The organism is Massilia phyllosphaerae (genome assembly GCF_034659755.1).
Lineage (GTDB): Bacteria > Pseudomonadota > Gammaproteobacteria > Burkholderiales > Burkholderiaceae_D > Telluria > Telluria phyllosphaerae.
The window spans coordinates 124,792-146,489 of record NZ_JAXSQX010000002.1; the positions used below are offsets into that span (position 1 = coordinate 124,792).

A 21,698-nucleotide genomic window follows, 5' to 3' on the forward strand; every position below is an offset into this window, starting at 1 on the left:
TGGATTGTACCCCGCTGCCACCCTGTGCTAAGTTAACTCGACAATCACCATGCCGGAATCAACCCGGATTGCATGCCATGCTGATCCGCCCGATCGCAGACGCCGACATCCCCGCCGCCGCGGCACTGCTGCGCCATGCGGCCGAAGAATTCATCCTGCATGAGTCGACGCCGCAGGACGCCGCCGCTTTCCTCGTGGACCAGGGCGAGGCCGCGCTGCGTAGCCGCATCGCCTCGGGCTACGTCTATCATGTGGCGCTGGTCGACGGTGAGCTGGCCGGGTTTGTCGGCGTGCGCGAGCGCAGCCACGTGTACAGCCTGTACGTCGACAAACGCTACCAGCGCCGCGGCATCGGCCGCGCCCTGTGGGAGACCGCGCGCGCCGCGGCGCTCGACGGCGCTTCGGACCATCCCGGCGTGTTCACCGTGAACGCCTCCAACTACGCAGTGCCATCCTACCTCGCGCTCGGTTTCGAGCGGACCGCGCCGATGCAGGTGGCGATCGTGCGCTACAACCCGATGCGTTTCGTCCCGGCCTGAGCGTCCTGGGAGCGCCGTTCGTCGGCGCGGCGCAGCCACAGGCTGCTGGCCCAGCCTTCGCGCGCCTGGCCGTCCACGCGCGCGCGTACCTGCCACCAGTCGCCGTCGGCGGCGCCGGTGGCGGTCACCAGGGTGCCGGCGCGCAGCACGGCGGTCCGCTGCGCCCGTACACCGTGGGCGTCACGCAGGTTCAGATCGTCGACGACCAGGTAGCGGCCGCCGGGCGCCGGCTGCGCGCCATGCGCATCCGGCAGCACCGGCGCCGCTGCGCGCGGCGGCGGCGTCACGGCGGTCGCCGGCACCCAGGCCGAGAACAGCAGGCCCAAGGCGAGCGTGCCGCTGGCCAGCACGCCGAGCGCGCGCAGGTTGGGACGGCGCCACCAGGCGCGCGGCGTCAGCCAGGCGGCCAGCAGCAGCGTCAGCGCGAATGCCGCGCCCCAGGCCGCGATGTGATTGAAGTCCATCTCAGGCATCGAAACGCAGCACGTAATGGCCGGCCACCAGGTGGTGTCCGGCCGGCAGCGTGTAGGGCGCGTCCGCCGTGGCCTCGCCGATCGCCGCCACGAAGTGCAGGTCCGGGTCGAGGTGGTACAGCGCTTGCGTCGGACTCAGGCGCGCGATGCGGTAGCCGTCGGCGACCGGTTCGAAGCTGAAGGCACTGCGCGACAGGCCGAGCCGGTCGGCGCTCGACGCTGCCGTCCCAGCGGCGTGGCGCAGGAAGCGCGGCGAATCAAGCACGCGCAACGCCGCCAGCACCGGCGTGCTGCGTCCGAACACCTGGCGCACGCCCGGCGCGACCGGTAGCGCCGGCGGCTGCGGCAGGCGCAGCAGTGCGCAATAGCGGTCGGCCATCGCGGGGGCGGGGGCCAGCAGGTCGAGCGCGGTGTGGTCGACCGGGCGGAAGCTGGCCGGCACGCTGATCGCCTCGCGACCGGCGGCGGTGATCGCGTGCAGCGTGTCACCGTCGTCGACGGCGAAGCGGATGATGCTGCCGTCGGCCGAGGGCACCAGCGCGCGGTCGAGGCCGATTTCCAGCGCTTGGGCACCGGTCTCGCGATAGCGCGACAGGCGCGGCAGGGCCAGTGCCGCCAGCGCCACCCGCTGGCGCGACACCGGCGCGTAGGTCGCTTCGGCTTCGGCGGCCGCGGCGATGGGCGCCGGCGGCGCGGCCTGCAGTGCGACCGGCACGGCGGTCAGGTCGGCCGGCGGCGCCATGCGCGGTTTCCAGACGGCGGGGCGGGCGGCGGGCGGCTCGGCCGCGTGCTCTGCGGCTGTTGCGGCTGCGGCGGTGCGCGCCGGCTGCGCCGCGGGGGTGGACGCCGGACGTGCCGGCGCTTGCGCGGCCTGCGCTGCCGGCAGGCGCGGCGTCGCCAGCGCAGCGGGCGGGAGCGGCGCCATGGCGGCCGGTGCCGGCGTTACCCGCAGCAGCAGGCGCAGCGGCGCACCGGCGGCATCGACGCCGCCGCGGCGCGAGCGCACGATGTAGTAGCCCTGGGCGGCGTCGTGCACGCACTCGAAGGCATCCTTGGGGCGCACCTGGACTTCGAGCGGCGTGCCGGGGCCGTCGTTGACCAGCAGGATCGACCCCTCGAGGCCGAAGGGCCAGCCGGGCGCGGCCCAGGTCGCATGCTGGTCGTCGTTGCCGATCAGGGTCAGGCGCTGGTTCGGGTAGACCGGGCAGACGGTCTTCCACACCGCGCTGTCGCGCGATACGCTGACCGTGTACTGGATGGTCTCGCCCGGCGCCGGCAGGTACACGGCGTGGCCGAAGCGGACCTCGACTTCGCCCGGCACCAGGCGCTCGGCGCCGACCACCCGGTAGCGCACCTCGTCGCCCTGCAGCAGGTCGCCGAAATCCTTCTGGTGCAGCGCCGCCAGGCCCTCGGTCAGCTCGCGCACGCGCGCGCCGCGCGTCAGGTGGCGGTCGTCGTCGACTTCTTCCTGCGGCAGCGCCAGCGTGATGTGCGAGAAGCAGCGGGTGGCGGCGCGCCCGCGCTGTTCGCGCGGGGCCCGCTCCAGCAGGTCGCGCAGCAGGGCGCGCCGCGAGAACAGGGCCAGCCCCGGCGCCTGCCAGATGGCGTCGGCGTCGAAGACGTCGGGTATGCCGGCCAAAATTTCGCGTTGGACGTAATTCGGTACGAGGCGGGGCATCATGATCAGGTTTCCTCCAAAGATTGGGCACTGGCTGCGGTCAACGCTAGCAGGGGGCAGATGAAAAACAGCAGGTGCGAGCCGCCGGCCGACAAGAAGCTCATCGGCTGGCCCATCACCGGGAAGATGGCCAGGTTGGTGCCCCAGGACAGCAGCAGGTGGCCGAACACGAAGGCGGCGCCGCCGCACAGCAGGAAGCAGCGGAAGCGTGCCAGCCAGGCGCGGCGGAAGTCGCGCGTGCCGGCCTGCGCCTGCCAGCAGCGCAGCGCCACGGCCAGCAATCCACCGACGAAGGCGGCCTGCAGCAGCCACAGGGCGAGCGCCGCGGCCAGGCCGTGGCGGTTCAGGAAGAACGAGGGGGCGAAGTCGTCCTGCACCGCCGGGATGTGGCGCGCCGCACCGGCATCCTGGCCCAGCGCCGCCAGCCCGAACAGGTGGTCGGCGCCGAGCCAGCCGCCTTCGGCCACGGCGCGCGCGCCCAGCAGCAGCTGCTGGCCGGTGTGCGGATGGGTGCCCGGATCGAGCCAGACCAGGAAGCGGTCGGCATAGAAGTTCCACTGCGCGACCTCGCCCGGACCGGCGCCGCGCAGGGCGGCCACCGCCAGCACCGCGCCGCCGGCGCCGGCCACCAGCAGCACGGCCGCGAGGCGCTGGCGCGTGGCCAGCGCATGCGCCAGCGCCATGGCGCCGCCCCACACCCCCAGCAGCACCAGCGGCGAATAATCGTCGACCTGTACAAGCGCCACGCCCAGCAGCGCCATGAACAGCAGCGCCGGCGCGGCCAGGCGCAGGCTGCGCATCCAGAGGCTGCCCGGCGCCGGCTGCGCGCCGGCGGCCAGCGCCAGGCAGTGCGCGCTCAGCGCCGCCAGCGCCAGCTTGGCGAATTCCACCGGTTGCAGGTCGAACACGCCGGTCTCGTCGCCGAACACGACCTGCACCAGTAGCGCGGCCAGCGCGGCGCCGGCCAGCAGCACCAGCAGCGCTTCGATGCGCGCCTGTGGCAGCGGCGCGCTGTGCCGCGGCGGGCGCAGGGCGAGCAGCATGGCGCCGGCGCCCGCACTGCAGCCGATCCCCAGGGCCAGCGCGGCAGCGGTCTTTTGAAAATAGCGCAGCCAGGAGGATTCGGGCGCGCCCAGGCCGAGTTCCAACTGGGCCAGCAGGCCGACCGCCAGCAGCAGCACGCCGGCGCCCAGCGCCAGCGGCAGCCGCCGCGGCGCCCACAGCGCCAGCCACAGCGCGCCCCACGCGGCCAGCAGCGAGATGCCGGCGCCGGGCAGGGCACCCAGGCTCCCGCCGCCCCGCTGCAGCCACAGCAGGCCGAGGCCGCAACCGGCCAGGGCGGCGCCGGCCAGCGCCGGCAGCAGGTCGCGCAGGCGATGCCGGCGCCGGCCGGCGCACAGCAGCGCGGCGGTAGCGAGCAGCGCCGCCGCAGCGATCGCGGCCGGCACCCCGGCCCGGTCGGGCAGCTGCCACAGCCCGCGCCGCGTCCATTCCCAGCTGACGCCGGGCGCCAGGCGCACTTGCGTGTCGGCGTAGAGGGCGACATGGCTGGCCGGCTGCAGGTGCAGCAGGTCGCCGTTGCGCTCGATCAGCAGGCGCGTGCGGCCGCTGACCAGGGCTGTCGCGTCGTCGAGGCGCTGCTCGCGGCCGGCCAGCGATGCCGGCGTCGTAGCTGCGCCATCGGCCAGCAGCAGCGGCGCCAGCGCATCGGCACCGGCGGCCAGCACCAGGCCGTCGCGCGCGCGTGCGATGGTCGCCGCCGGGGCGGCCAGGCCGGCGACTGCGATGCGGTTGCCGCAGTCGAGGTTGCCGCCGAAGACCAGCGGCCGCGCCAGCGTCAGCGCTGCCGGCACGACGCGGTTCCAGGCCGCCGCGACGCGGGTGCCGAGGCGGGCCTCCGGACAGGCCGCCTGCAGCGCGCCATCGCGCAGCAGCGTGGCGCCGTCGTAGTGCCAGCGGCTGCCCTTGCGGATGAAGGTGGCGCCGGTACCGTCGAGCGCATCGATCGTGAAGGCGGTGGCGCCGAGCTGGAAGCGCTGGCCGGCGGCCACCAGGGCGCTGCCGCTGCGGCGCCGCACGCCGTCGCGCTCAAGCGCCAGCAGGCCGCTGCCGGCGCCGCTGCGTGCCAGCCACCAGGCGCCGTCGGGGTCGCGCCGCAGGCGCAGCTGCGGCCCGCTGCCGGGCGCCGCGCCGAGCATCGCGCTGTCCAGGTCGAGCATGGCGCCGCGTGCCAGCGTCAGCGTGATCCGGGACGGCATCCAGGCCGCAGGCGCGCGCAGGACCGCCAGCAGCTGCAGCGCGCACAGGCCGGCCAGGGCCAGCGCGGCGAGCGGACGCCAGGCCTTCATGCCGCGCTCCGCAGGTCGGGTGCCGGTGCGCCGCCGGCACGGGCCAGCAGGCGGCTGATCTCGAGCGCGTGGCGGGGCCGGTCTTCGGGGCGTGGCGACAGCAGGGCGCGCAGCAGTGTCGATAATGGCGCGCACGCCGTATCATGGGCGCTACCGGCCTGCCGCGCGCGGCTGGAGAACAGCGCCGCTTCGTCGGGATGCAGGGTCGGGGGCAATGCGCCGCCGTGCAGCGCGCGCAGGCGGGCCGCGCCGGTTGTGCCGTGGGCGCGGTAGGCGTCGGCGCAGGCACCGGCATAGCGCAGCGGGACCCCCGTCACCAGGCGGTAGAGCAGGGCGCCGAGGGCGAAATAATCGGCGCGGGCGTCGGTGCGGTAGGCGCCGTCGTCCCCGGCAAAGAACTGTTCCGGCGCCTGCCAGGCGGCGGTGCCGGCGTAGGGGTGGGGCGCGCGGTCGGCGAGGGCGCGGCCGGTGCCGAAATCGGCCAGCTTGAGGGTGGCGCCGCCGTCGGCCAGCAGCAGGTTCGAGGGCTTCAGGTCGAGGTGGCGCCAGCCGTACTGGTGCATCCTGGCCAGGGCCGCGTTGACTTGCGCAATCCAGTCGAGCGCGCGGGCCAGCGGGATCGCAGCGCCGCGCGCCTGCACCGCATCGAGGTGGCGCGCCAGGTCGCCTTCCAGCAGTTCCAGCGCCAGCGCCGGCTGGCCGCGGTGGGTGCCGCTGTCGAGCAGCCCGACGATGTGGCGCCGGTCCCAGGGCTGCAAGGCAAGCAGGAAGGCGAGTTCGGCGCCGGCGCTGCGGGTCCAGCAGGCGCGCTGCGGCGGCAGCGCCAGCGCCATCTGCTCGGTATTCACCAGCTTGAGCGCCGCCGGCACGCCGTCGGGAACGGACTCGGCCTGCCACAGCACCCCGTAGCTGGACGCGGACAGCGGCGCGCGCAGGCGCCAGGCGCTCGCTGTCAGTGTGATGATGTCTCCGGCCTGATGCATGGTTTTCCCTTCGGTGGCGATCGCATCGATCTAGCCGGGGGGCGTGGAAAAGCCGGGTCCATGGGGTACAGGCGAAAAAAAACCGCGCCAGGGCGCGGTTCTCGTGCGGACGATGCCGGCAGGATCAGCGATGACGATCCCAGCCGCCGTGGTGGCCACGGTCGTAATGACCGCGATCGTAGCCCCGGCCGTAGTAACCGCGATCGTAGTAGCCGCGGTCATAATAGACCGGGCGCGATTCGACATACACCGGGCGCGATTCGACATACACCGGGCGCGGCTCGTAATAATAAGACGGGCGCGATTCGACGTAGACCGGGGCCGGGGCGGCATACACCGGTGCCGGTGCGTAATAGTCGTTCGAAGCGTAGTAACCCGACGATGCGTAGCCGCGGTTGCGGTAGTAATAATCGTCGTTGGTGCGTACCGAATTGCCGACCACGGCGCCGATCGCGGCACCGACCAGGGCACCGTCACGGCCGCCTGCGCTGCCGCCGATCGCGGCGCCGGCCAGCGCACCGATGGCAGTGTTGGCACCGCGGTCCTGCGCAAATGCCGAGGACGACACGGCTGCCGTCGACACGGCGGTCGCGGCCAGGAGCACCGCACCAAAGCATTTTTTGTTCAACATGGTAGTTCCTTGAGCCTCAACGGGGATCGATATGATCACAACGACGCCAGGCATGTTTGAAACTATAGACCCGGCAAACAGTGCTGCCACGAGTTAATACAGATTATTACAGTTGCTTCCGTGGCGGTAACATCTGCTTATAACTGCTATCGGGGACGATCCGGCCTTGTGCGCACTAAAGGCCGCCCCATCTAATGTGACATTTGCACGCATCGTTCTCTCCCATGGCCCGCCAACGTTCATCGCTTTCCCTCCTCGCCATCCTGGCCCTGCTGCACCTGTACATCGGCGTGCGCCTGTTGCCGGCCATGGGCCTCGGCCTGCCCGGCATCGTGATCGGCACACTGCTGCTGGCGTTGTCGGCCGCGCTGGTACGCATCGGCCTGGGCGCGCCGAACCTGCGCCGCAGCCGCTGGTCCGAACAGCTGTCCTGGGCCGGCCTGCTGGCGATGGGCCTGTTTTCCTCGCTGTTCGTATTGACCCTGCTGCGCGACGTGGCGCTGCTGGTGCTGGCGCTGTTCAAGGCCGGCGGCCCGGTGTTCACCCGCGACAGCGCGGTGGCGGTGCCGCTGGTGGCGCTGCTGGTCACCGCGATCGGCTTCGTCAATGCGCGCCGCGTCGCCCGCGTGGTGCGGGTCGATGTGCCGATCGCCGGCCTGCCGCCGGCATTCGACGGTTATTCGATTGCGCAAATCTCGGACATCCACGTCGGCCCGACCATCAAGCGGCCCTACCTGAACGCGATCGTCAACAAGGTCAACGGGCTGAAGGCGGACGCGATCGCCGTCACCGGCGACCTGGTCGACGGCAGCGTGCAGCGGCTGGCCATGCACACCGAGCCGCTGGGCCGGCTGTCGGCGCCCGACGGCACTTTTTTCGTGACCGGCAACCACGAATACTATTCCGGCGCCGAGCAATGGATCGCCGAAGTGCGCCGCCTCGGCCTGCGCGTGCTGATGAACGAGCATGTGATCCGCCGCCGCGGCGATGCCAGCCTGATGATCGCCGGCGTGACCGACTACACGGCCCAGCTGTTCAATCCGGCGCACAAGAGCGACCCGCAGCAGGCCATCGCAGGGGCGCCGGGCGACGTCGCCGTGAAAATATTGCTGGCCCACCAGCCGCGCAGTGCGCCCGCCGCCGCCGAGGCCGGCTTTGACCTGCAACTGTCCGGGCATACGCATGGCGGGCAGTTTTTCCCGTGGAACCTGTTCGTGCCGCTGCAGCAGCCTTTCGTCGCGGGCCTGAACCGGGTGCGCTCGCTGTGGGTGTACACCAGCCGTGGCACCGGCTACTGGGGGCCGCCGAAGCGTTTCGGGGCGCCGTCGGAGATTACGCTGGTACGCCTGGTGGCCGCCTGAGAGCGTGCCCAACAAGCCTCCATGGCTGCGTTGCAGCGTCTGGCCGTACTGTCGTACTGTCTTCGACGCTGCGTCGGTAGGCCGCATCCCTTGCCCTGGAGGCTTGTTGGACGCGCTACGCTAAGTAAGTGTATTTATCGCAATCTTTCCCTGCAAAAACTGCGTGAATGCGCTATCGTGGATGTTTTCGCCCTGACCGAAGGATTCACGTATGATTCGCAGCAGCCGTTTCCCCGTCCTGACCCTCGTCGCCGCGCTGGTCGCCGCTTCCCTGAACAGCGCCCAGGCCGCAGCGCCGGGCGCCGATCCGGCCGCGCTGGCCAAGGTGCGCGACACGGCGCTGCAGAACGAGTACCCCTACCAGCGCCTGGAAGACCTGACCGACCTGGTCGGTCCGCGCCTGTCCGGCTCCGCCGGCGCGGCGGCGGCGGTGACCCAGGTCGCCGACGAGCTGCGCAAGCTGGGCGCCAAGGTGACGCTGCAGCCGGTCAAGGTGCCGCACTGGGTGCGTGGCGTCGAGACCGGTACCATCGTCGACTACAAGGGCAGGCCGAACGGCGTCACCCAGCGCGTCGTGCTGACCGCGCTGGGCGGTTCGGGCGCCACGCCCGCCGCCGGCATCAAGGCCGAAGTGATCGTGGTGCGCAGCTTCGAGGAACTCAAGGCGCGCGCAGCCGAGGTGAAGGGCCGCATCGTGTTGTTCGACGTTCCTTTCGACCAGAACATGGCCGACCGCGGCCTCGCGGGCACCGCCTACGGGCAAGCAGTGGCCTTCCGTGGTGCCGGACCGCGCATGGCAGCCGAGATGGGTGCCTCTGCCGCACTGGTGCGCGCCGTCGGCGGCGCCGCCTACCGCATCGTCCATACCGGCGCAACCAATCTGCCGGAGAATGCGCGCATCCCGGCCGCAGCCATCACCATCGAAGATTCGATGCTGCTGGCACGCCTGGCCAAGCGCGGCCCGGTCACCCTGCACCTGACCCTGACTCCGCAGACGCTGCCGGACGCCGACAGCTTCAACGTGATTGCCGACTGGACCGGCACGGACAAAGCCGACGAGATCGTGCTGGTATCCGGCCACCTCGATTCCTGGGACCTGGCAACCGGCGCCAACGACGACGGCTCGGGCGTGGTCAGTGCCATGGGCGTGATCGATACCCTGCGCAAGCTCGACTACCGTCCGCGCCGCACCATCCGGGTGGTGGCCTGGATGAACGAGGAAAACGGCGGCCGTGGCGGACGCGGCTACAACGACGCCTACAAGTCGAGCGCCGAAAAGCATTTCGCCGCCTACGAGGACGACAACGGCTCGGGCCGTCCGTTCGGCCTGCGCGCCGGCGTCAGCATCGCCTCGGCGAAGCTGTTCGCGCCGCTGCAGGCCGCGCTGTACCCGATGGGTGCAGGCGCCTTCCGCCGCGAAGACGTGATCGCATCCGGTGACCTGGCGGCGCTGGAAGTGTCGGGTGTGCCGAGCTTCGAACCCTGGATCGATTCGTCGGACTATTTTAATTACCACCACACCACGGCCGACACCTTCGACAAGGTGAATCCGGAAAACCTGCGCCGCCACGCCGCGGTGATGGCCACCACGGCCTGGTTCCTGGCAAACATGGACGAGCCGATCGGCCGCTCGAACGTGGCGCAGGGTAATGGCGCGACCAGCGCCCGGGCGCAGGCGGCTGCCAACGCAAAATAAGGCGTGCCGCGCGGGCGGCTTTTACGTCGCCCGCCTTGTCGAAACCCGCACCAGCCGGCCCGCCTGTGGCCGGCAGTCCAGTCCCGCCCGATCCGGCCGAGCCGCGGCCTCAGCCGCAGCCGCAGCCGCAGTCTCAGCCTCAGCCGCCGTCGATGCGCCGGATCGCACGCGCATGGCCGCGGAAGGGGCGGCCATACACGGTCTGGATGCCGCTTGCGAAATTCTGGCCCCAGACCAGTTGCGGACGCGTGTCGTGCTGTTCGCTCGACCAGTACCAGACGCGGTCGAAGCCTTCGCGCTGGTTGGCGAACAGCAGCGACAGCTCGCGCCGCGTCGGCAATTCGCCCTGCCGCTCGAGCGCCCATTCGCGCGCGGCCGACCAGCTGACGTCGGATGCTTCTTCCGGCAGCAGGATCAGGTGGTAGTCGGCATCGCCGTTCTTGCCAAGGATGAGGCCGGCATACGATTCGCCTTCCTTCAGCATTTCCTGGATTCTCAAGTAATCGCCCATCGCGCACTCCGTTAAGTGATTTCTAGCAGTCCTGTTCGACCGTGATCGCTGCGCTTGGTTGCGAAGCAAGACTCGACATAGCTCATAACGGAATGCGCTATAGCTGGTGCGAAATTCTCCAACAAGGCGTCCTGCATGGCTGTGAGGCATCATGTCATTGCCTGATGGAAAGCTTTTTGATGCTGATAAGGAAGTGTTAGAAAAACTCAGTCTTCCAGGGGCAGGGTGATCTGCGGGCCGTCGGCTCCGGCGCGGTTGACGGCGGTGCTGACCTTGTGCCATTCGAAAGCCTCGGCCGGCACCGCCGACTGGCGCGCCAGCTCGATCGCCTGCTGCGGCGACAGGTCGGGGTCGAGCCACAGCTTGGCGTCGTCGGCTTCCAGCACCACCGGGCGGCGGTCGTGGATGTCGAGCATGCCGCCGGAGGCGTCGTCGGTCACCAGCACGAAGCCGGCTTCGGCGCGGTTCTCGACGAAGGGGCCGAAGTTGGCCAGGGCCAGCAGGAACAGCGGGCCGTGGTCCTTGCGGTGGATATGCCAAGGTTGCTTGTGGCCTTTTTCTCCGGTCCACTCATACCAGCCCTCGGCCGGCACGATGCCGCGTCCGTTCTTCAGCAGGCGCGACCAGTAGCGGTTGGCCAGCTTTTCGAAACGTGCATTGATGGCGATCGGCACCTTGCCTTCGGCCCACTTTGCGCGATAGCTCCAGAACACGTCATCGACGCGATGCTCCCCATCCTGCATATGGAATACAGGGCGGTAGGTGCCGGGCGCCGCGTTCGTGGTTGGCGCCGACTCGCTGTCGAAGACGGCGTCGGTCCAGCCCATTAAATTGGCGTAATGGCGCGCGGTTTGGCTTTGGTCAAATCGTCCACACATGCGCCGATGGTACAGCAGATGGCCGACGCAGCGCGTCCGTTAGCGATGTGGCATGCCACCGCAGAATGCAACAGAACTTTACTGCGCCTAGCCCGTGCGAGACACAAAGCGTTGTAAATATCACTGCCACTCTCAGCCGCGCATGTTTGTTTGTTACTATATGGATTGAAACTTTTCCAAAATCCAATAAGCGGCATGCCAGTCCCGAGCGCGTTGCGGCGCCCGACGTCGACCGGCCTGGCGCCGTCCCCCTTTCTGGTCCGGTAGTGAGCGTCTCGAGTCTCTTCTTTATTACCATTACGCTGTCCGCAGTCATGCTGCTGGTCTTGCGCTCGCTGGCGCGCCACGGCGTCGCCGGCGTGCGCGCCTGGTCGCAGGCGAACGGCCTGGCGATCGCCGCGCTGCTGCTGTTCATGGGGCGCGGCGTGCTGCCCGACCTGTTGTCGATCGAAGCCGCCAACCTGCTGTTCCTGGGTGCGCCGGCCATGATGTACGCCGGCTTCTTGCAGCACCTGGGACGCCCGGTGCCGGCACGCAGGCTGTGTGCCGGCGTCGGCGTCTCCATCTCCCTGCTGGCCCTGGTCCACTATCTGAGCGACAGCGCCGCCCTGCGCATCGCCCTGACCTCGGCCAGCCACGGCGTGGTCTATGCCCTCATCCTGTTCTGCCTGGCCGGCCATGCCCGCTTCGCCGGCGCGACCTATCCGCAGCGTTTCAGTGCCGGCGTGGCGCTGCTGCTGGTGGCGATCCACGCCGCTCGCACGCTGATCTACACGGCCTTGCACGACAGCGCGGCGACGATCTTCGACCACTCGCCGCTGAACCTGGCCTTCTTCACGCTCGGCACGCTGGCGCTGCCGGCGCTGACATTGGGGGCGGTGATGATGGCCAACGATACCGTCATCCGCCGCACCACCTGGGCCGCCGAGCACGACCACCTGACCGGGGCCTGGTCACGCCGCGCCTTCTTTTCCCTGGCCGAGCGCGAGCACGAACGTGCGTGCAGGAGCGGCAGTCCGCTGTCGGTGCTGGTGTTCGACGTCGACCACTTCAAGGCCATCAACGACACCCACGGCCACGCCGCCGGCGACGCGGTGCTGGCCGACATCGTGCTGCGCACCGAAGCGGCGATCCGCAACCTGGATGCCTGCGCGCGCCTGGGTGGCGAGGAATTCGCGGTGCTGTTGCCGGACACCGGACCCGACACGGCGCGCCTGGTGGCCGGGCGCCTGCGCACGGCGCTCGACCAGGCCGCCGGGGGCGTGCGCTACACGGTCAGCATCGGCGTGGCCAGCCTGGCGGCGGGCGAATCGCTGTCGGCACTGCTCAAGCGCGCCGATGCCGCCCTGTACGCGGCCAAGGCGGGCGGACGCAACCGGGTGTGCGATGCCGAGCCGGCGCCGGCACCCGGTCAATAGTTCAACTACTAACACTGTGCTTGCCACACGTAGTACAATCCGGGCCGGTACGCGGCCATGGCGAAACTGGTAGCCGCAGCAGACTTAAAATCTGCCGCCGAGAGGCGTGCCGGTTCGATTCCGGCTGGCCGTACCATCTCCTTCCTCTGTCGGCAACCACCTTGGTTGCATCCTTGCATTGGTGTAGCATGCGCAACGACGCTATGCTGCAATCGCAAGGAACGACATTGAACATCATCATCAACGAAGAACTCCGCTCTTTCATCGATCCCCTGACGCCGGTGGAATACGCGGCGCTGGAACGCAGCCTGCAGGCCGAAGGCTGCCGCGACGCCCTGGTGCTGTGGCGCGACGTGCTGATCGACGGCCACAACCGCTACGAGATCTGCCAGAAACATGGCATCCCGTTCCGCACTGTCCACAACAACAATTTCGCCACCCTCGAAGACGTGATGCTGTGGGTGATCGACAATAACCTGGCGCGCCGCAGCGTGTCCGACTTCCAGCGCGGCATGCTGGCGCTGCGCAAGAAGGAAATCGTGGCGGCGCGCGCGGCCCAGCGCGCGGCGGAAGCGCCGCCCGAGCAGGCGCCGGAAGAGGCGGGCGCCGACGAGTCGATCGATCCGCCGTGGAGCACGCGCGAAGACGTCGCCAAGGCGGCGCGCGTCTCGGCCAGCACCCTGAGCCAGATCGAACGCATCCGCAAGACCGCGGCGCCTGAACTGGTGGACGCGGTGCGCAGCGGGACGATTTCGGTGAGCGCCGCCGCCAACGTCGCCTCGCTGCCGGCCGATGCCCAGGTGGCGGCGGTGGCCGGCGGCAAGAAGGAATTGCAGCAGGCCGCGCGCCAGGTGCGTGAACAGAAGACCGGCACCCGCCCCAAGAAGGAAATCGATACGCTGGCGCCCGAAGACCAGGTCAAGGCGCTGCGCGCCGAGATCCGCGAGCTGAAGGACCGCATGGCGACCCTGCTGAACGAGAACGAGGTGCTGAAGTCGAAGCTGACCCACCTCGGCGCCGCATAAGGTTCACCCGAGCATCCACCCGAGCATCCCCTGACAGGAGAGTCCTTGAATCCGCTTCCGCGCCTTGTCGCCACCACCGTCCTCGGCCTTGCCACGCTGGCCGCCTTCGCACCCGCGCAAGCAGCCCCGGAGCGCGCCGTAGCCGCACCGGTGGCATCGCCGTTCAGCGGCGCCGAGCTGGCGCGCATGAAGGCGGGCGCCGCCCGCGTCAGTATCCTGCGCGACAAGTGGGGCATCCCGCACGTGTTCGGCAAGAGCGACGCCGACGCGGTGTTCGGCATGGTGTTCGCCCAGGCCGAAGACGATTTCAACCGCGTCGAGCTGAATTACATCAATGCGATGGGACGCCTGGCCGAAGTCGAAGGGGAGGGGGAACTCTGGCGCGACCTGCGCATGAAGCTGTACATCGATCCGGCCGACATGCAGGCCAAGTACGCGGCCAGCCCGGCCTGGCTGAAAAAGCTGATGGATGCCTTTGCCGACGGCATGAACTGGTACCTGGTCACCCATCCGCAGGTGAAGCCGAAGCTGATCACCCGCTTCGAGCCGTGGATGGCGCTGAGCTTCAGCGAGGGCAGCATCGGCGGCGACATCGAATCGATCGACCTGAAGGCGCTGGCCGCCTTCTACGGCAGCCCGCCGCAGGCCGCGCCGAAGGTGGAGAAGGTGGCGCTGGCCATGCTCGGCAACGGTGCCGACAAGGGCTTCGACGAAGAGCCGAAGGGCTCCAACGGCTTCGCGATCGCGCCGCGCCTGACCGCCGACAAGCACGCGCTGCTGATGATCAATCCGCACACCTCGTTCTACTTCCGGCCCGAAGTCCACATGGTCAGCGAGGAGGGCCTGAACGCCTACGGCGCCGTGACCTGGGGCCAATTCTTCATCTACCAGGGCTTCAATGAGCGCCTCGGCTGGATGCACACCTCGGGCGGCGGCGACGTCATCGACGAGTACCTGGAAACGGTGAGCGGGAAGGATGGCCGCTTCTTCTACAAGCACGGCAGCGAGGAACTGCCGGTGCGCAGCAAACGGATCGTCCTGCCGTACAAGACGGCGGGCGGCATGGCCAGCCGTACGGTCACCGCTTACTTCACGCAGCACGGCCCGGTGATCCGTGCGGAGAACGGCAAGTGGGTCAGCGTGAAGATGATGGACGATCCGATGCACGCCCTGATGCAGTCCTACGGCCGCACCAAGGCACGCGACTACGCCGCTTTCTATAAAGTGATGGAACTGCGCACCAACTCGTCCAACAACACGGTGTATGCCGATGCCGACGGCAATATCGCCTACTTCCACGGCAATTTCATCCCGCGCCGCGACCCGCGCTTCGACTGGACCAAGCCGGTCGACGGCAGCGACCCTGCCACCGACTGGAAAGGCCTGCACGGCATCAAGGAGACCATCACCGTCGTCAACCCGAAGAGCGGCTACATCTCGAACACCAACAACTGGCCGTGCACCGGCTTCGGCGCCAGCAGCCCGAAGTGCGCCGACTATCCGGCCTATATGTGGTCGTTGCCGCAGAATGCGCGCGGCATCCATGCCGAGCGCGTGCTGCACGACGCAGCCAATCTCACGCTGGATGGCCTGATCGCGCGCGCCTACGATCCTTACCTGACCGCCTTCGAGCCGCTGGTGCCGGCGCTGGTGAAGGATTGGGACGCGCTGCCGGACAGCGATCCGCGCAAGGCCGCGCTGGCGCGGCAGGTGGCGGCGCTGCGCGGGTGGGACCTGCGCTGGTCGACCGGGTCGGTGCCGACCTCGCTGGCCGTGTACTGGGGCCAGGACATGGTCAAGAATGCGGCGCCGCGGGCGCGCGCCGCCGCCATGCCGGTGGTCGACTTCGTGCAGGGCCGCTTGACGGGCGAGGAACGGCTGGCGGCGCTGGCGCGCGCCAGCGACAAGCTGCAGGCCGACTTCGGCAGCTGGCAGACGCCATGGGGCGAGATCAACCGCTTCCAGCGTCTCAGCGCCGCCGTCGACGCCGGCTACGACGACAGCAAGCCGAGCTTCCCGGTCGGCTTCACCTCGGCCAACTGGGGCTCGCTGGCCTCGTTCGGCATGACCGCCAATCAGACCACCAAGCGCATCTACGGCGACCGCGGCAACAGCTTCGTGGCGGCGGTGGAATTCGGCCCGCGCGTGCGCGCGAAAAGCATCCTGGCCGGCGGCGAGAGTGCCGATCCAGCGTCGCCGCACTTTGCCGACCAGGCCGCGATGTACAGCCGCGGCGAGTTCAAGGATGTGCTGTTCTACAAGGACGACATCGAGAAGGGGCTGGAGCGGAAATACCACCCTGGCGAGTAGGGCGGGCGGCTGGCGCGGGGCACGCCCCGCTTGCTATAATTTTAGGATGGCGAAACTCTATTTCAGGTACTCGGCGATGAACGCCGGCAAATCCACCTCCCTGCTGCAGGTGGCGCACAACTACGAAGAGCAGGGCCAGAAGGTCAAGCTGTACACCGCCGCGATCGACAACCGCTACGGCGTCGGCCAGATCACCTCGCGCCTCGGCCCGCATCGCGAGGTCGACGTGTTCGACGCTAGCACCGATTTCCTCGCCAGCGCCCCGGCGGTCGCGTGCGTGCTGGTCGACGAAGCCCAGTTCCTCAGCAAGGAGCAGGTGGTGCAGCTGCACCAGCTGGCCCAGGTGCGCGGCGTGCCGGTGATCTGCTACGGCTTGCGCAGCGATTTCCGCGGCGACCCGTTCCCCGGTTCGGCCTACCTACTGGCGCTGGCCGACGACATCGAGGAAATCAAGAACATCTGCACCTGCGGCAAGAAGGCGACCATGAACATCCGCGTCGACGCCGAGGGCCACCGCATCCGCGAAGGCGAGCAGGTCAGCATCGGCGGCAACGAAAGCTACCGCCAGGCCTGCGGGCGCTGCTTCTACACCGGCACGCACGCCTGAGCCGAACCCGGCTGCGCTGACCCGAGCGGCGATGTCCGTCCTGCACGCCTGCACCTCTATGCTGCCTCCCATGCTGTCGCCGCTGCTGCCGGCCTGGGGTTGCGACATGGCGGCGATGGGCCTGTACCTGGTGCCGTCGCTGGCGCTGGCCTTCCTGATCTGGATCGTCACCGCCGCCCATCCCTGGTTTTTCATATTCAGCGCCGCCGGCACCCTGTGCCACGAGTTGGCGCATTTTTCGGTGGGCCTGCTGTTGGGCGCCAAGCCGGTCGGCTTTTCGATCATGCCGCGCCGCCGCGGGCGTACTTGGGAACTCGGCTCGGTCACCTTTGCCAACCTGCGCTGGTACAACGCCGCCCCGGCCGCGCTGGCACCCTTCCTGGTGCTGCTGCTGCCGTTGGCGGCAGCCTGGTGGCGCACCCGCGGCGACTGGCGTTTCGGCCCGGCCGACCTGGCGCTGACGCTGCTGCTGGCGCCGCAGTTCCTGTCGTTCTGGCCGTCGCCGGTGGACTGGAAACTGGCGCGGCGCAGCTGGCCCTGGCTGCTCATCGTATTGACGACGATAGCGATTTTGTACTGGTTTCAGCCTAGTTTGTTTCGATATGTAAATTTTTGAAGGCTGGCGGCGCGCCGAGACTTAAGCTCGGCTGAAGAATCACATAAGCCGACTCTGCGTCGTCGCGCTATCCTGTAGAATTGGTTGCATGTGCCGTCCAGTCGGCGCGGCTGCCAAGATCGTCAACTCGCCAAGCCCGTCGATTTGCCATGGTCCGGCAGCCGCCTCAAGCAATCCGTACCGGAGAACCCAAGAATGAAGAAGCAGATGTTGATCGTTGCGCTGGCAGCCGCCATGACGGCCCATGTCGTGACGGCGCAGCCCGAGAAAGTCTCGGACAAGTCCATCGCCGTCCAGATCAAGCCGTCCGCCGCCCAGACCCAGGCCGCCCTGTGGGCTTCGCGCGTGCTCGCGCGCTACCACTACAAGGCCACCCCGCTGGACGACGCGATGTCGGCGAAGATCTTCGACGCCTATTTCAAGTCGCTCGACAGCGAGAAGCTGTACTTCACCCAGGCCGACATCGACCAGTTCGCACCCTACCGCCTGAAGATCGACGACGCCATCAACAACGAAGACCTGACGCTGCCGTTCCAGATCTATAACGTCTACCAGCAGCGCTTCAGCGACCGCATGGGCTATGCGCGCGAACTGCTGAAAGGCAAGTTCGACTTCAACACCGACGAAACCCTGCAGATCGACCGCGAGAAAGCGCCCTGGGCCAAGAGCGAGGACGAAGCGCGCGACCAGTGGCGCAAGCGTGTCAAGAACGACTGGCTGCGCCTGAAACTGGCCGGCAAGGACGACAAGTCGATCCGCGAAACCCTCGACAAGCGCTACGAGGGCTACCAGACGCGCCTGAAAAAGCTGAACAACGAAGACGTGTTCCAGATGTTCATGAACGCGTACGCGATGGCGATCGAGCCGCACACCAACTACCTCGGCCCGCGTTCGGCTGAGAGCTTCGACATCGCCATGCGCCTGTCGCTGGACGGTATCGGCGCCGTGCTGCAGGCGCGCGAAGACTACACCGTCATCCGCGAAGTAGTGCCGGGCGGCCCGGCCGACAAGTCGGGCAAGCTGAAGGTCGGCGACCGCATCGTCGGCGTAGCCCAGGGTAACGGTCCGTTCACCGACGTGATGGGCTGGCGTATCGACGACGTGGTGCAGCTGGTGCGCGGCGAGCGCAATTCCACCGTGCGCCTGGACGTGCTGCCGGCCGACGCCGGCCAGGACGGCAAGCACGTCACGATCGCCCTGGTGCGCCAGAAGATCAGCATGGAAGAGCAGTCGGCCAAGAAGCAGATCATCGAAGTCAAGGACGGCAACGTCAAGCGCCGCATCGGCGTGATCCAGCTGCCGACCTTCTACCAGGACTTCGACGCCCGCCGCAAGGGCGACAAGGACTTCAAGAGCGCAACCCGCGACGTCCAGCGCATCCTCGGCGAGCTCAAGAAGGACAAGGTCGACAACGTGCTGATCGACCTGCGCAACAACGGCGGCGGTTCGCTGATCGAGGCGGTGGAACTGACCGGCCTGTTTATCGACAAGGGCCCGGTGGTGCAGCAGCGTAACGCCGAAGGCAAGGTCGAGGTCGAGAGCGATACCAATGCCGGCCTGGCATGGGACGGTCCGATGGGCGTGCTGATCAACCGTGGTTCGGCCTCGGCGTCAGAGATCTTCGCCGCCGCGATCCAGGATTACGGCCGCGGCGTCGTGATCGGCGAGCCCAGCTTCGGCAAGGGCACGGTCCAGACCCTGATCCCGCTCGACCGCTTCTCGCAGAACGACAAGATGAAGTACGGCGAACTGAAGATGACGATCGCCCAGTTCTTCCGCATCAACGGCGGTACCACCCAGCTGCGCGGCGTCACGCCCGACATCAAGCTGCCGGTAACGTCGGACACCGAGAACTTCGGCGAGACCTCGTACGAGAACGCGCTGCCGTACACCCAGATCAAGCCGGCGATGTACCTGCCGTCGGGCGACCTGAAGGAACTGATCGGCCCGCTGCAGAAGAAGCACGATGCGCGCATCGCCAAGGACAAGGACTTCCAGGATATCCAGGACGATATCGCCGAAGCCACGAAACTGCGCAAGGACAACGTGATCTCGCTGAACGAAACCGTGCGCCGCAAGGAGCGCGAGAACCAGGAAGCCAAGGCCAAGCTGCGTGAAGCCCGCCTGGCCGGCGAGGGCGCGCCGAAGGACGAGCCGGTGTCCGGTCCGGGCAGCAAGGAGCAGCGCGGCAAAGTGCCGGATGCAACCAAGCCGACCAAGATCAGCAAGGTGACGGCGCTGAAGAACACCTCGCGCACCGACGACGGCCTGCAAGGCGACGAGCGCAGCCTGTCGGCGGAACTGGCAGCCGAGAAGGCGGCCAAGAATGCCAAGGATGTGTACCTGCAGGAAGCCGCCCACATCCTCGCGGACGAATCCGGCATGCTGAAGGCGGACACGCGCATGGCGTCGCGCGCCATGCCTTACTTGTCGATGTTGAAACAGAACGGCAACTGATACTTGCAACAAAAGTAATATTTCATGCAATAATTTCCGCTCGGGAAGGGTGGGCGAAAGCGAGGCTCCTTATGGATGCCCCGCTTTTTTTTATGGATTTTTCATAAAGTACTTGGTGCGATTCAATTGAAAATTATGTTTTTTATACTTGTGTTACGATCCGCCCAGCAGTTGAATCAACAATAACTTTCTCTACCCCTCAAGGAGTACAATATGTCAACTCGTTACCTCATCGCAGCGTTGCTGATGACCAGTGCCTGCGTCGCCCAGGCTGACGTCTTGCCAGCCAGCGACACCGCCGGCTCGTCGCTCGTTCAGGCTCTGTATGGCAAGACCAGCGCCGACCAATCCGGCGCAGTCACCGTGAACCTGGCCGACGGCGTCGAAGGCCCTTATGTCATCGGCACCAGCAATACCATCATGGCTGCGATGCTGGGTTACGGCATGTCGTCGGTATTCCACAAGACCTCTGCGGACGTCGCTCCGGTGAGCTACTCGGCACCTGACAGCGCCACCATCTCGGCACCGGCAGCCGCTGCATCGGCAGCCGCTGCACCAGCAACCGTCGTCGCTGACGCAGCCGCGCCGGCCGCAACCGACGTGATCGCCGACACCGGCGCCGCCAGCGGCAGCAACCAGGACGTCTCCACGCCGGTAACCGGCCCGCTGGCCGACATCTCGGGCACCCCGGGCACCACTGCTGACGCAACCGACGTCGGCGCCGCTGCAGCCGAAGTGCCGGAACCGTCGTCGATCGCCCTGATGATGGCAGGCATGGCTGGTGCACTGGCACTGGGCCGTCGCCGCCGCAATCGTTGATCGGACATCCGTCCTTGTAAGAAAAAAGCGGGCTGCGGCCCGCTTTTTTTTCGTCGGCGCCAGCGGCCATGGCTATCTTATTTAGGTGACATATCCGGCACGGTCGTGCTATTTTGTGACGATAACGTGGAGGAGACCCATGGACCTGGATTACACGGACGACGACCTGGCATTCCGCGACCGGGTACGCGCCTTCCTGGACGCCGCGCTGCCGCCGGACCTGCGGCGCAAGATGCACGAGCGCCTGCGCCTCGAGAAAGACGACTACGTGCGCTGGCACCGCATCCTGGCGCGCCAGGGCTGGGTGGCGCCGGGATGGCCGGTCGAATACGGCGGCCCCGGTTGGACACCCTTGCAGCGCCACATCTTCGAGGACGAATGCGCGCGCGCAGGCACGCCGCCGATACTGCCGCTCGGCATCAGCATGGTGGCGCCGGTGATCATGGCCTTCGGCAGCCAGGCCCAGAAGGATTACTATCTGCCGCGTATCCTGTCCTGCGAGGACTGGTGGTGCCAGGGCTATTCCGAGCCGGGCGCCGGCTCCGACCTGGCCTCGCTGAAGACGACCGCGGTGCGCGCCACCGACGCCGAAGGCGAACACTACATCGTCAACGGCCAGAAGACCTGGACCACGCTGGCCCAGCACGCCGACATGATCTTTTGCCTGGTGCGCACCGACAGCGGCGTGCGCAAGCAGGAGGGCATTTCCTTCCTGCTGATCGACATGCACGCGCCCGGGGTGACGGTGCGCCCGATCCTCATGCTCGACGAAGACCACGAAGTCAACGAAGTCTTCTTCGAGAATGTCCGGGTGCCTGCCGCCAACCTGGTCGGCCAGGAGAACAAGGGCTGGACCTATGCCAAGTACCTGCTCGGCCACGAGCGCACCGGCATCGCCGCGGTCGGCCGTTCCAAGCACGAAATGGCGCGCCTGAAGGCACTGGCGCGGCGCGAGCAGAAGGGCGGCCGTCCGCTGATCGAAGACCCGCTGTTCGCTGCCAAGGTCGCCGACCTCGAGATCGAACTGATGGCACTGGAAATGACGGTGCTGCGCGTCATTTCCCAAGCCGACCAGGCTCCCGGCCCCGAAGCCTCGGTGCTGAAGATCCGCGGCTCCGAACTCCAGCAGCGGCTCACCGAACTGATGGTGGAAGCCGCCGGTCCGATGGCGCTGCCCTTCGACCCGGCCTACCTGGCGGGCGAGACGGCACACAGCGCCTTCGACGACGATGTCGCGGCGCCGCTGCTGTCGCACTACTTCAATTACCGCAAGACGACGATCTATGGCGGATCGAACGAGATCCAGCGCAACATCATCGCCCAGATGATCCTGGGCCTGTAAGCGGAG

General features: G+C 67.9%; 18 protein-coding genes and 1 tRNA gene. 12 read left to right on the forward strand and 7 right to left on the reverse strand.

What is annotated here, in order from left to right; all coding sequences use genetic code 11:
• Nucleotides 1-77 precede the first annotated feature (77 nt).
• Nucleotides 78-539 carry a GNAT family N-acetyltransferase gene (locus tag U1H99_RS08765; protein ID WP_323141352.1) on the forward strand — a complete coding sequence of 154 codons (462 nt, stop codon included), beginning with the start codon at nucleotides 78-80 and terminating at the stop codon, nucleotides 537-539.
• Here U1H99_RS08765 and U1H99_RS08770 read toward each other — a convergent pair.
• The 5 genes from U1H99_RS08770 to U1H99_RS08790 all read right to left on the reverse strand — a co-directional run bounded on the left by U1H99_RS08770 (nucleotide 509) and on the right by U1H99_RS08790 (nucleotide 6,652).
• Nucleotides 509-1,003 (reverse strand): SH3 domain-containing protein, encoded by a 495-nt coding sequence (locus U1H99_RS08770; RefSeq protein WP_323141353.1) that lies wholly within the window; start codon nucleotides 1,001-1,003, stop codon nucleotides 509-511. The two genes, U1H99_RS08765 and U1H99_RS08770, sit on opposite strands and share 31 nt — an antisense overlap.
• Nucleotide 1,004: 1 nt before the next feature.
• Nucleotides 1,005-2,693 carry a hypothetical protein gene (locus tag U1H99_RS08775; RefSeq protein WP_323141354.1) on the reverse strand — a complete coding sequence of 563 codons (1,689 nt, stop codon included), beginning with the start codon at nucleotides 2,691-2,693 and terminating at the stop codon, nucleotides 1,005-1,007.
• 2 nt (nucleotides 2,694-2,695) lie between these two features.
• A complete protein-coding gene (locus U1H99_RS08780; protein WP_323141355.1) occupies nucleotides 2,696-5,038 on the reverse strand; it encodes an FtsW/RodA/SpoVE family cell cycle protein in 2,343 nt (780 codons plus the stop codon).
• Nucleotides 5,035-6,021 carry a protein kinase domain-containing protein gene (locus U1H99_RS08785; protein WP_323141356.1) on the reverse strand — a complete coding sequence of 329 codons (987 nt, stop codon included), beginning with the start codon at nucleotides 6,019-6,021 and terminating at the stop codon, nucleotides 5,035-5,037. The genes U1H99_RS08780 and U1H99_RS08785 overlap by 4 nt, the downstream gene beginning before the upstream one ends.
• Before the next feature lie 124 nt (nucleotides 6,022-6,145).
• Nucleotides 6,146-6,652 carry a YMGG-like glycine zipper-containing protein gene (locus tag U1H99_RS08790; protein ID WP_323141357.1) on the reverse strand — a complete coding sequence of 169 codons (507 nt, stop codon included), beginning with the start codon at nucleotides 6,650-6,652 and terminating at the stop codon, nucleotides 6,146-6,148.
• A gap of 224 nt (nucleotides 6,653-6,876) precedes the next feature.
• On the opposite strand from U1H99_RS08790, the gene U1H99_RS08795 reads away from it, so the two are divergent.
• Together U1H99_RS08795 and U1H99_RS08800 are read left to right on the forward strand one after the other, a co-directional pair.
• Nucleotides 6,877-8,013: a metallophosphoesterase gene (locus tag U1H99_RS08795; protein WP_323141358.1), complete on the forward strand. Its 1,137-nt coding sequence runs from the start codon at nucleotides 6,877-6,879 to the stop codon at nucleotides 8,011-8,013.
• Nucleotides 8,014-8,224: 211 nt separating this feature from the next.
• Entirely contained in the window at nucleotides 8,225-9,709 is a 1,485-nt protein-coding gene (locus U1H99_RS08800; protein ID WP_323141359.1) for a M20/M25/M40 family metallo-hydrolase, read from the forward strand.
• A 139-nt stretch (nucleotides 9,710-9,848) separates the two neighbouring features.
• Here U1H99_RS08800 and U1H99_RS08805 read toward each other — a convergent pair whose 3' ends face one another.
• Together U1H99_RS08805 and U1H99_RS08810 are read right to left on the reverse strand one after the other, a co-directional pair.
• Nucleotides 9,849-10,220, reverse strand: a complete 372-nt coding sequence (locus U1H99_RS08805; protein ID WP_323141360.1) for an Lcl C-terminal domain-containing protein — start codon at nucleotides 10,218-10,220, stop codon at nucleotides 9,849-9,851.
• Between the two features lie 206 nt (nucleotides 10,221-10,426).
• Nucleotides 10,427-11,098, reverse strand: coding sequence for an SOS response-associated peptidase (locus U1H99_RS08810; RefSeq protein ID WP_323141361.1), 672 nt, complete (start codon nucleotides 11,096-11,098; stop codon nucleotides 10,427-10,429).
• A 314-nt stretch (nucleotides 11,099-11,412) separates the two neighbouring features.
• Here U1H99_RS08810 and U1H99_RS08815 point away from each other — a divergent pair, with 314 nt between their 5' ends.
• The 9 genes from U1H99_RS08815 to U1H99_RS08855 all read left to right on the forward strand — a co-directional run bounded on the left by U1H99_RS08815 (nucleotide 11,413) and on the right by U1H99_RS08855 (nucleotide 21,692).
• Nucleotides 11,413-12,516: a GGDEF domain-containing protein gene (locus U1H99_RS08815; protein ID WP_323141362.1), complete on the forward strand. Its 1,104-nt coding sequence runs from the start codon at nucleotides 11,413-11,415 to the stop codon at nucleotides 12,514-12,516.
• Nucleotides 12,517-12,567: 51 nt separating this feature from the next.
• Nucleotides 12,568-12,652: transfer RNA gene (locus U1H99_RS08820), tRNA-Leu, on the forward strand.
• Nucleotides 12,653-12,743: 91 nt separating this feature from the next.
• Nucleotides 12,744-13,541 carry a hypothetical protein gene (locus U1H99_RS08825; protein WP_323141363.1) on the forward strand — a complete coding sequence of 266 codons (798 nt, stop codon included), beginning with the start codon at nucleotides 12,744-12,746 and terminating at the stop codon, nucleotides 13,539-13,541.
• Between the two features lie 45 nt (nucleotides 13,542-13,586).
• Nucleotides 13,587-15,851, forward strand: coding sequence for a penicillin acylase family protein (locus U1H99_RS08830; protein WP_323141364.1), 2,265 nt, complete (start codon nucleotides 13,587-13,589; stop codon nucleotides 15,849-15,851).
• A 46-nt stretch (nucleotides 15,852-15,897) separates the two neighbouring features.
• Nucleotides 15,898-16,458, forward strand: coding sequence for a thymidine kinase (locus tag U1H99_RS08835; protein WP_323141365.1), 561 nt, complete (start codon nucleotides 15,898-15,900; stop codon nucleotides 16,456-16,458).
• A 31-nt stretch (nucleotides 16,459-16,489) separates the two neighbouring features.
• Complete coding sequence (locus U1H99_RS08840) at nucleotides 16,490-17,074, forward strand: hypothetical protein (protein WP_323141366.1); 585 nt, start codon at nucleotides 16,490-16,492, stop codon at nucleotides 17,072-17,074.
• A gap of 195 nt (nucleotides 17,075-17,269) precedes the next feature.
• Nucleotides 17,270-19,531 carry a carboxy terminal-processing peptidase gene (locus U1H99_RS08845; RefSeq protein ID WP_323141367.1) on the forward strand — a complete coding sequence of 754 codons (2,262 nt, stop codon included), beginning with the start codon at nucleotides 17,270-17,272 and terminating at the stop codon, nucleotides 19,529-19,531.
• Nucleotides 19,532-19,744: 213 nt separating this feature from the next.
• The gene (locus U1H99_RS08850; protein WP_323141368.1) at nucleotides 19,745-20,350 is read left to right on the forward strand and encodes a PEP-CTERM sorting domain-containing protein; all 606 of its coding nucleotides are present in this window, start codon (nucleotides 19,745-19,747) and stop codon (nucleotides 20,348-20,350) included.
• Nucleotides 20,351-20,489: 139 nt separating this feature from the next.
• Entirely contained in the window at nucleotides 20,490-21,692 is a 1,203-nt protein-coding gene (locus U1H99_RS08855) for an acyl-CoA dehydrogenase family protein (protein WP_323141369.1), read from the forward strand.
• Nucleotides 21,693-21,698 lie beyond the last annotated feature (6 nt).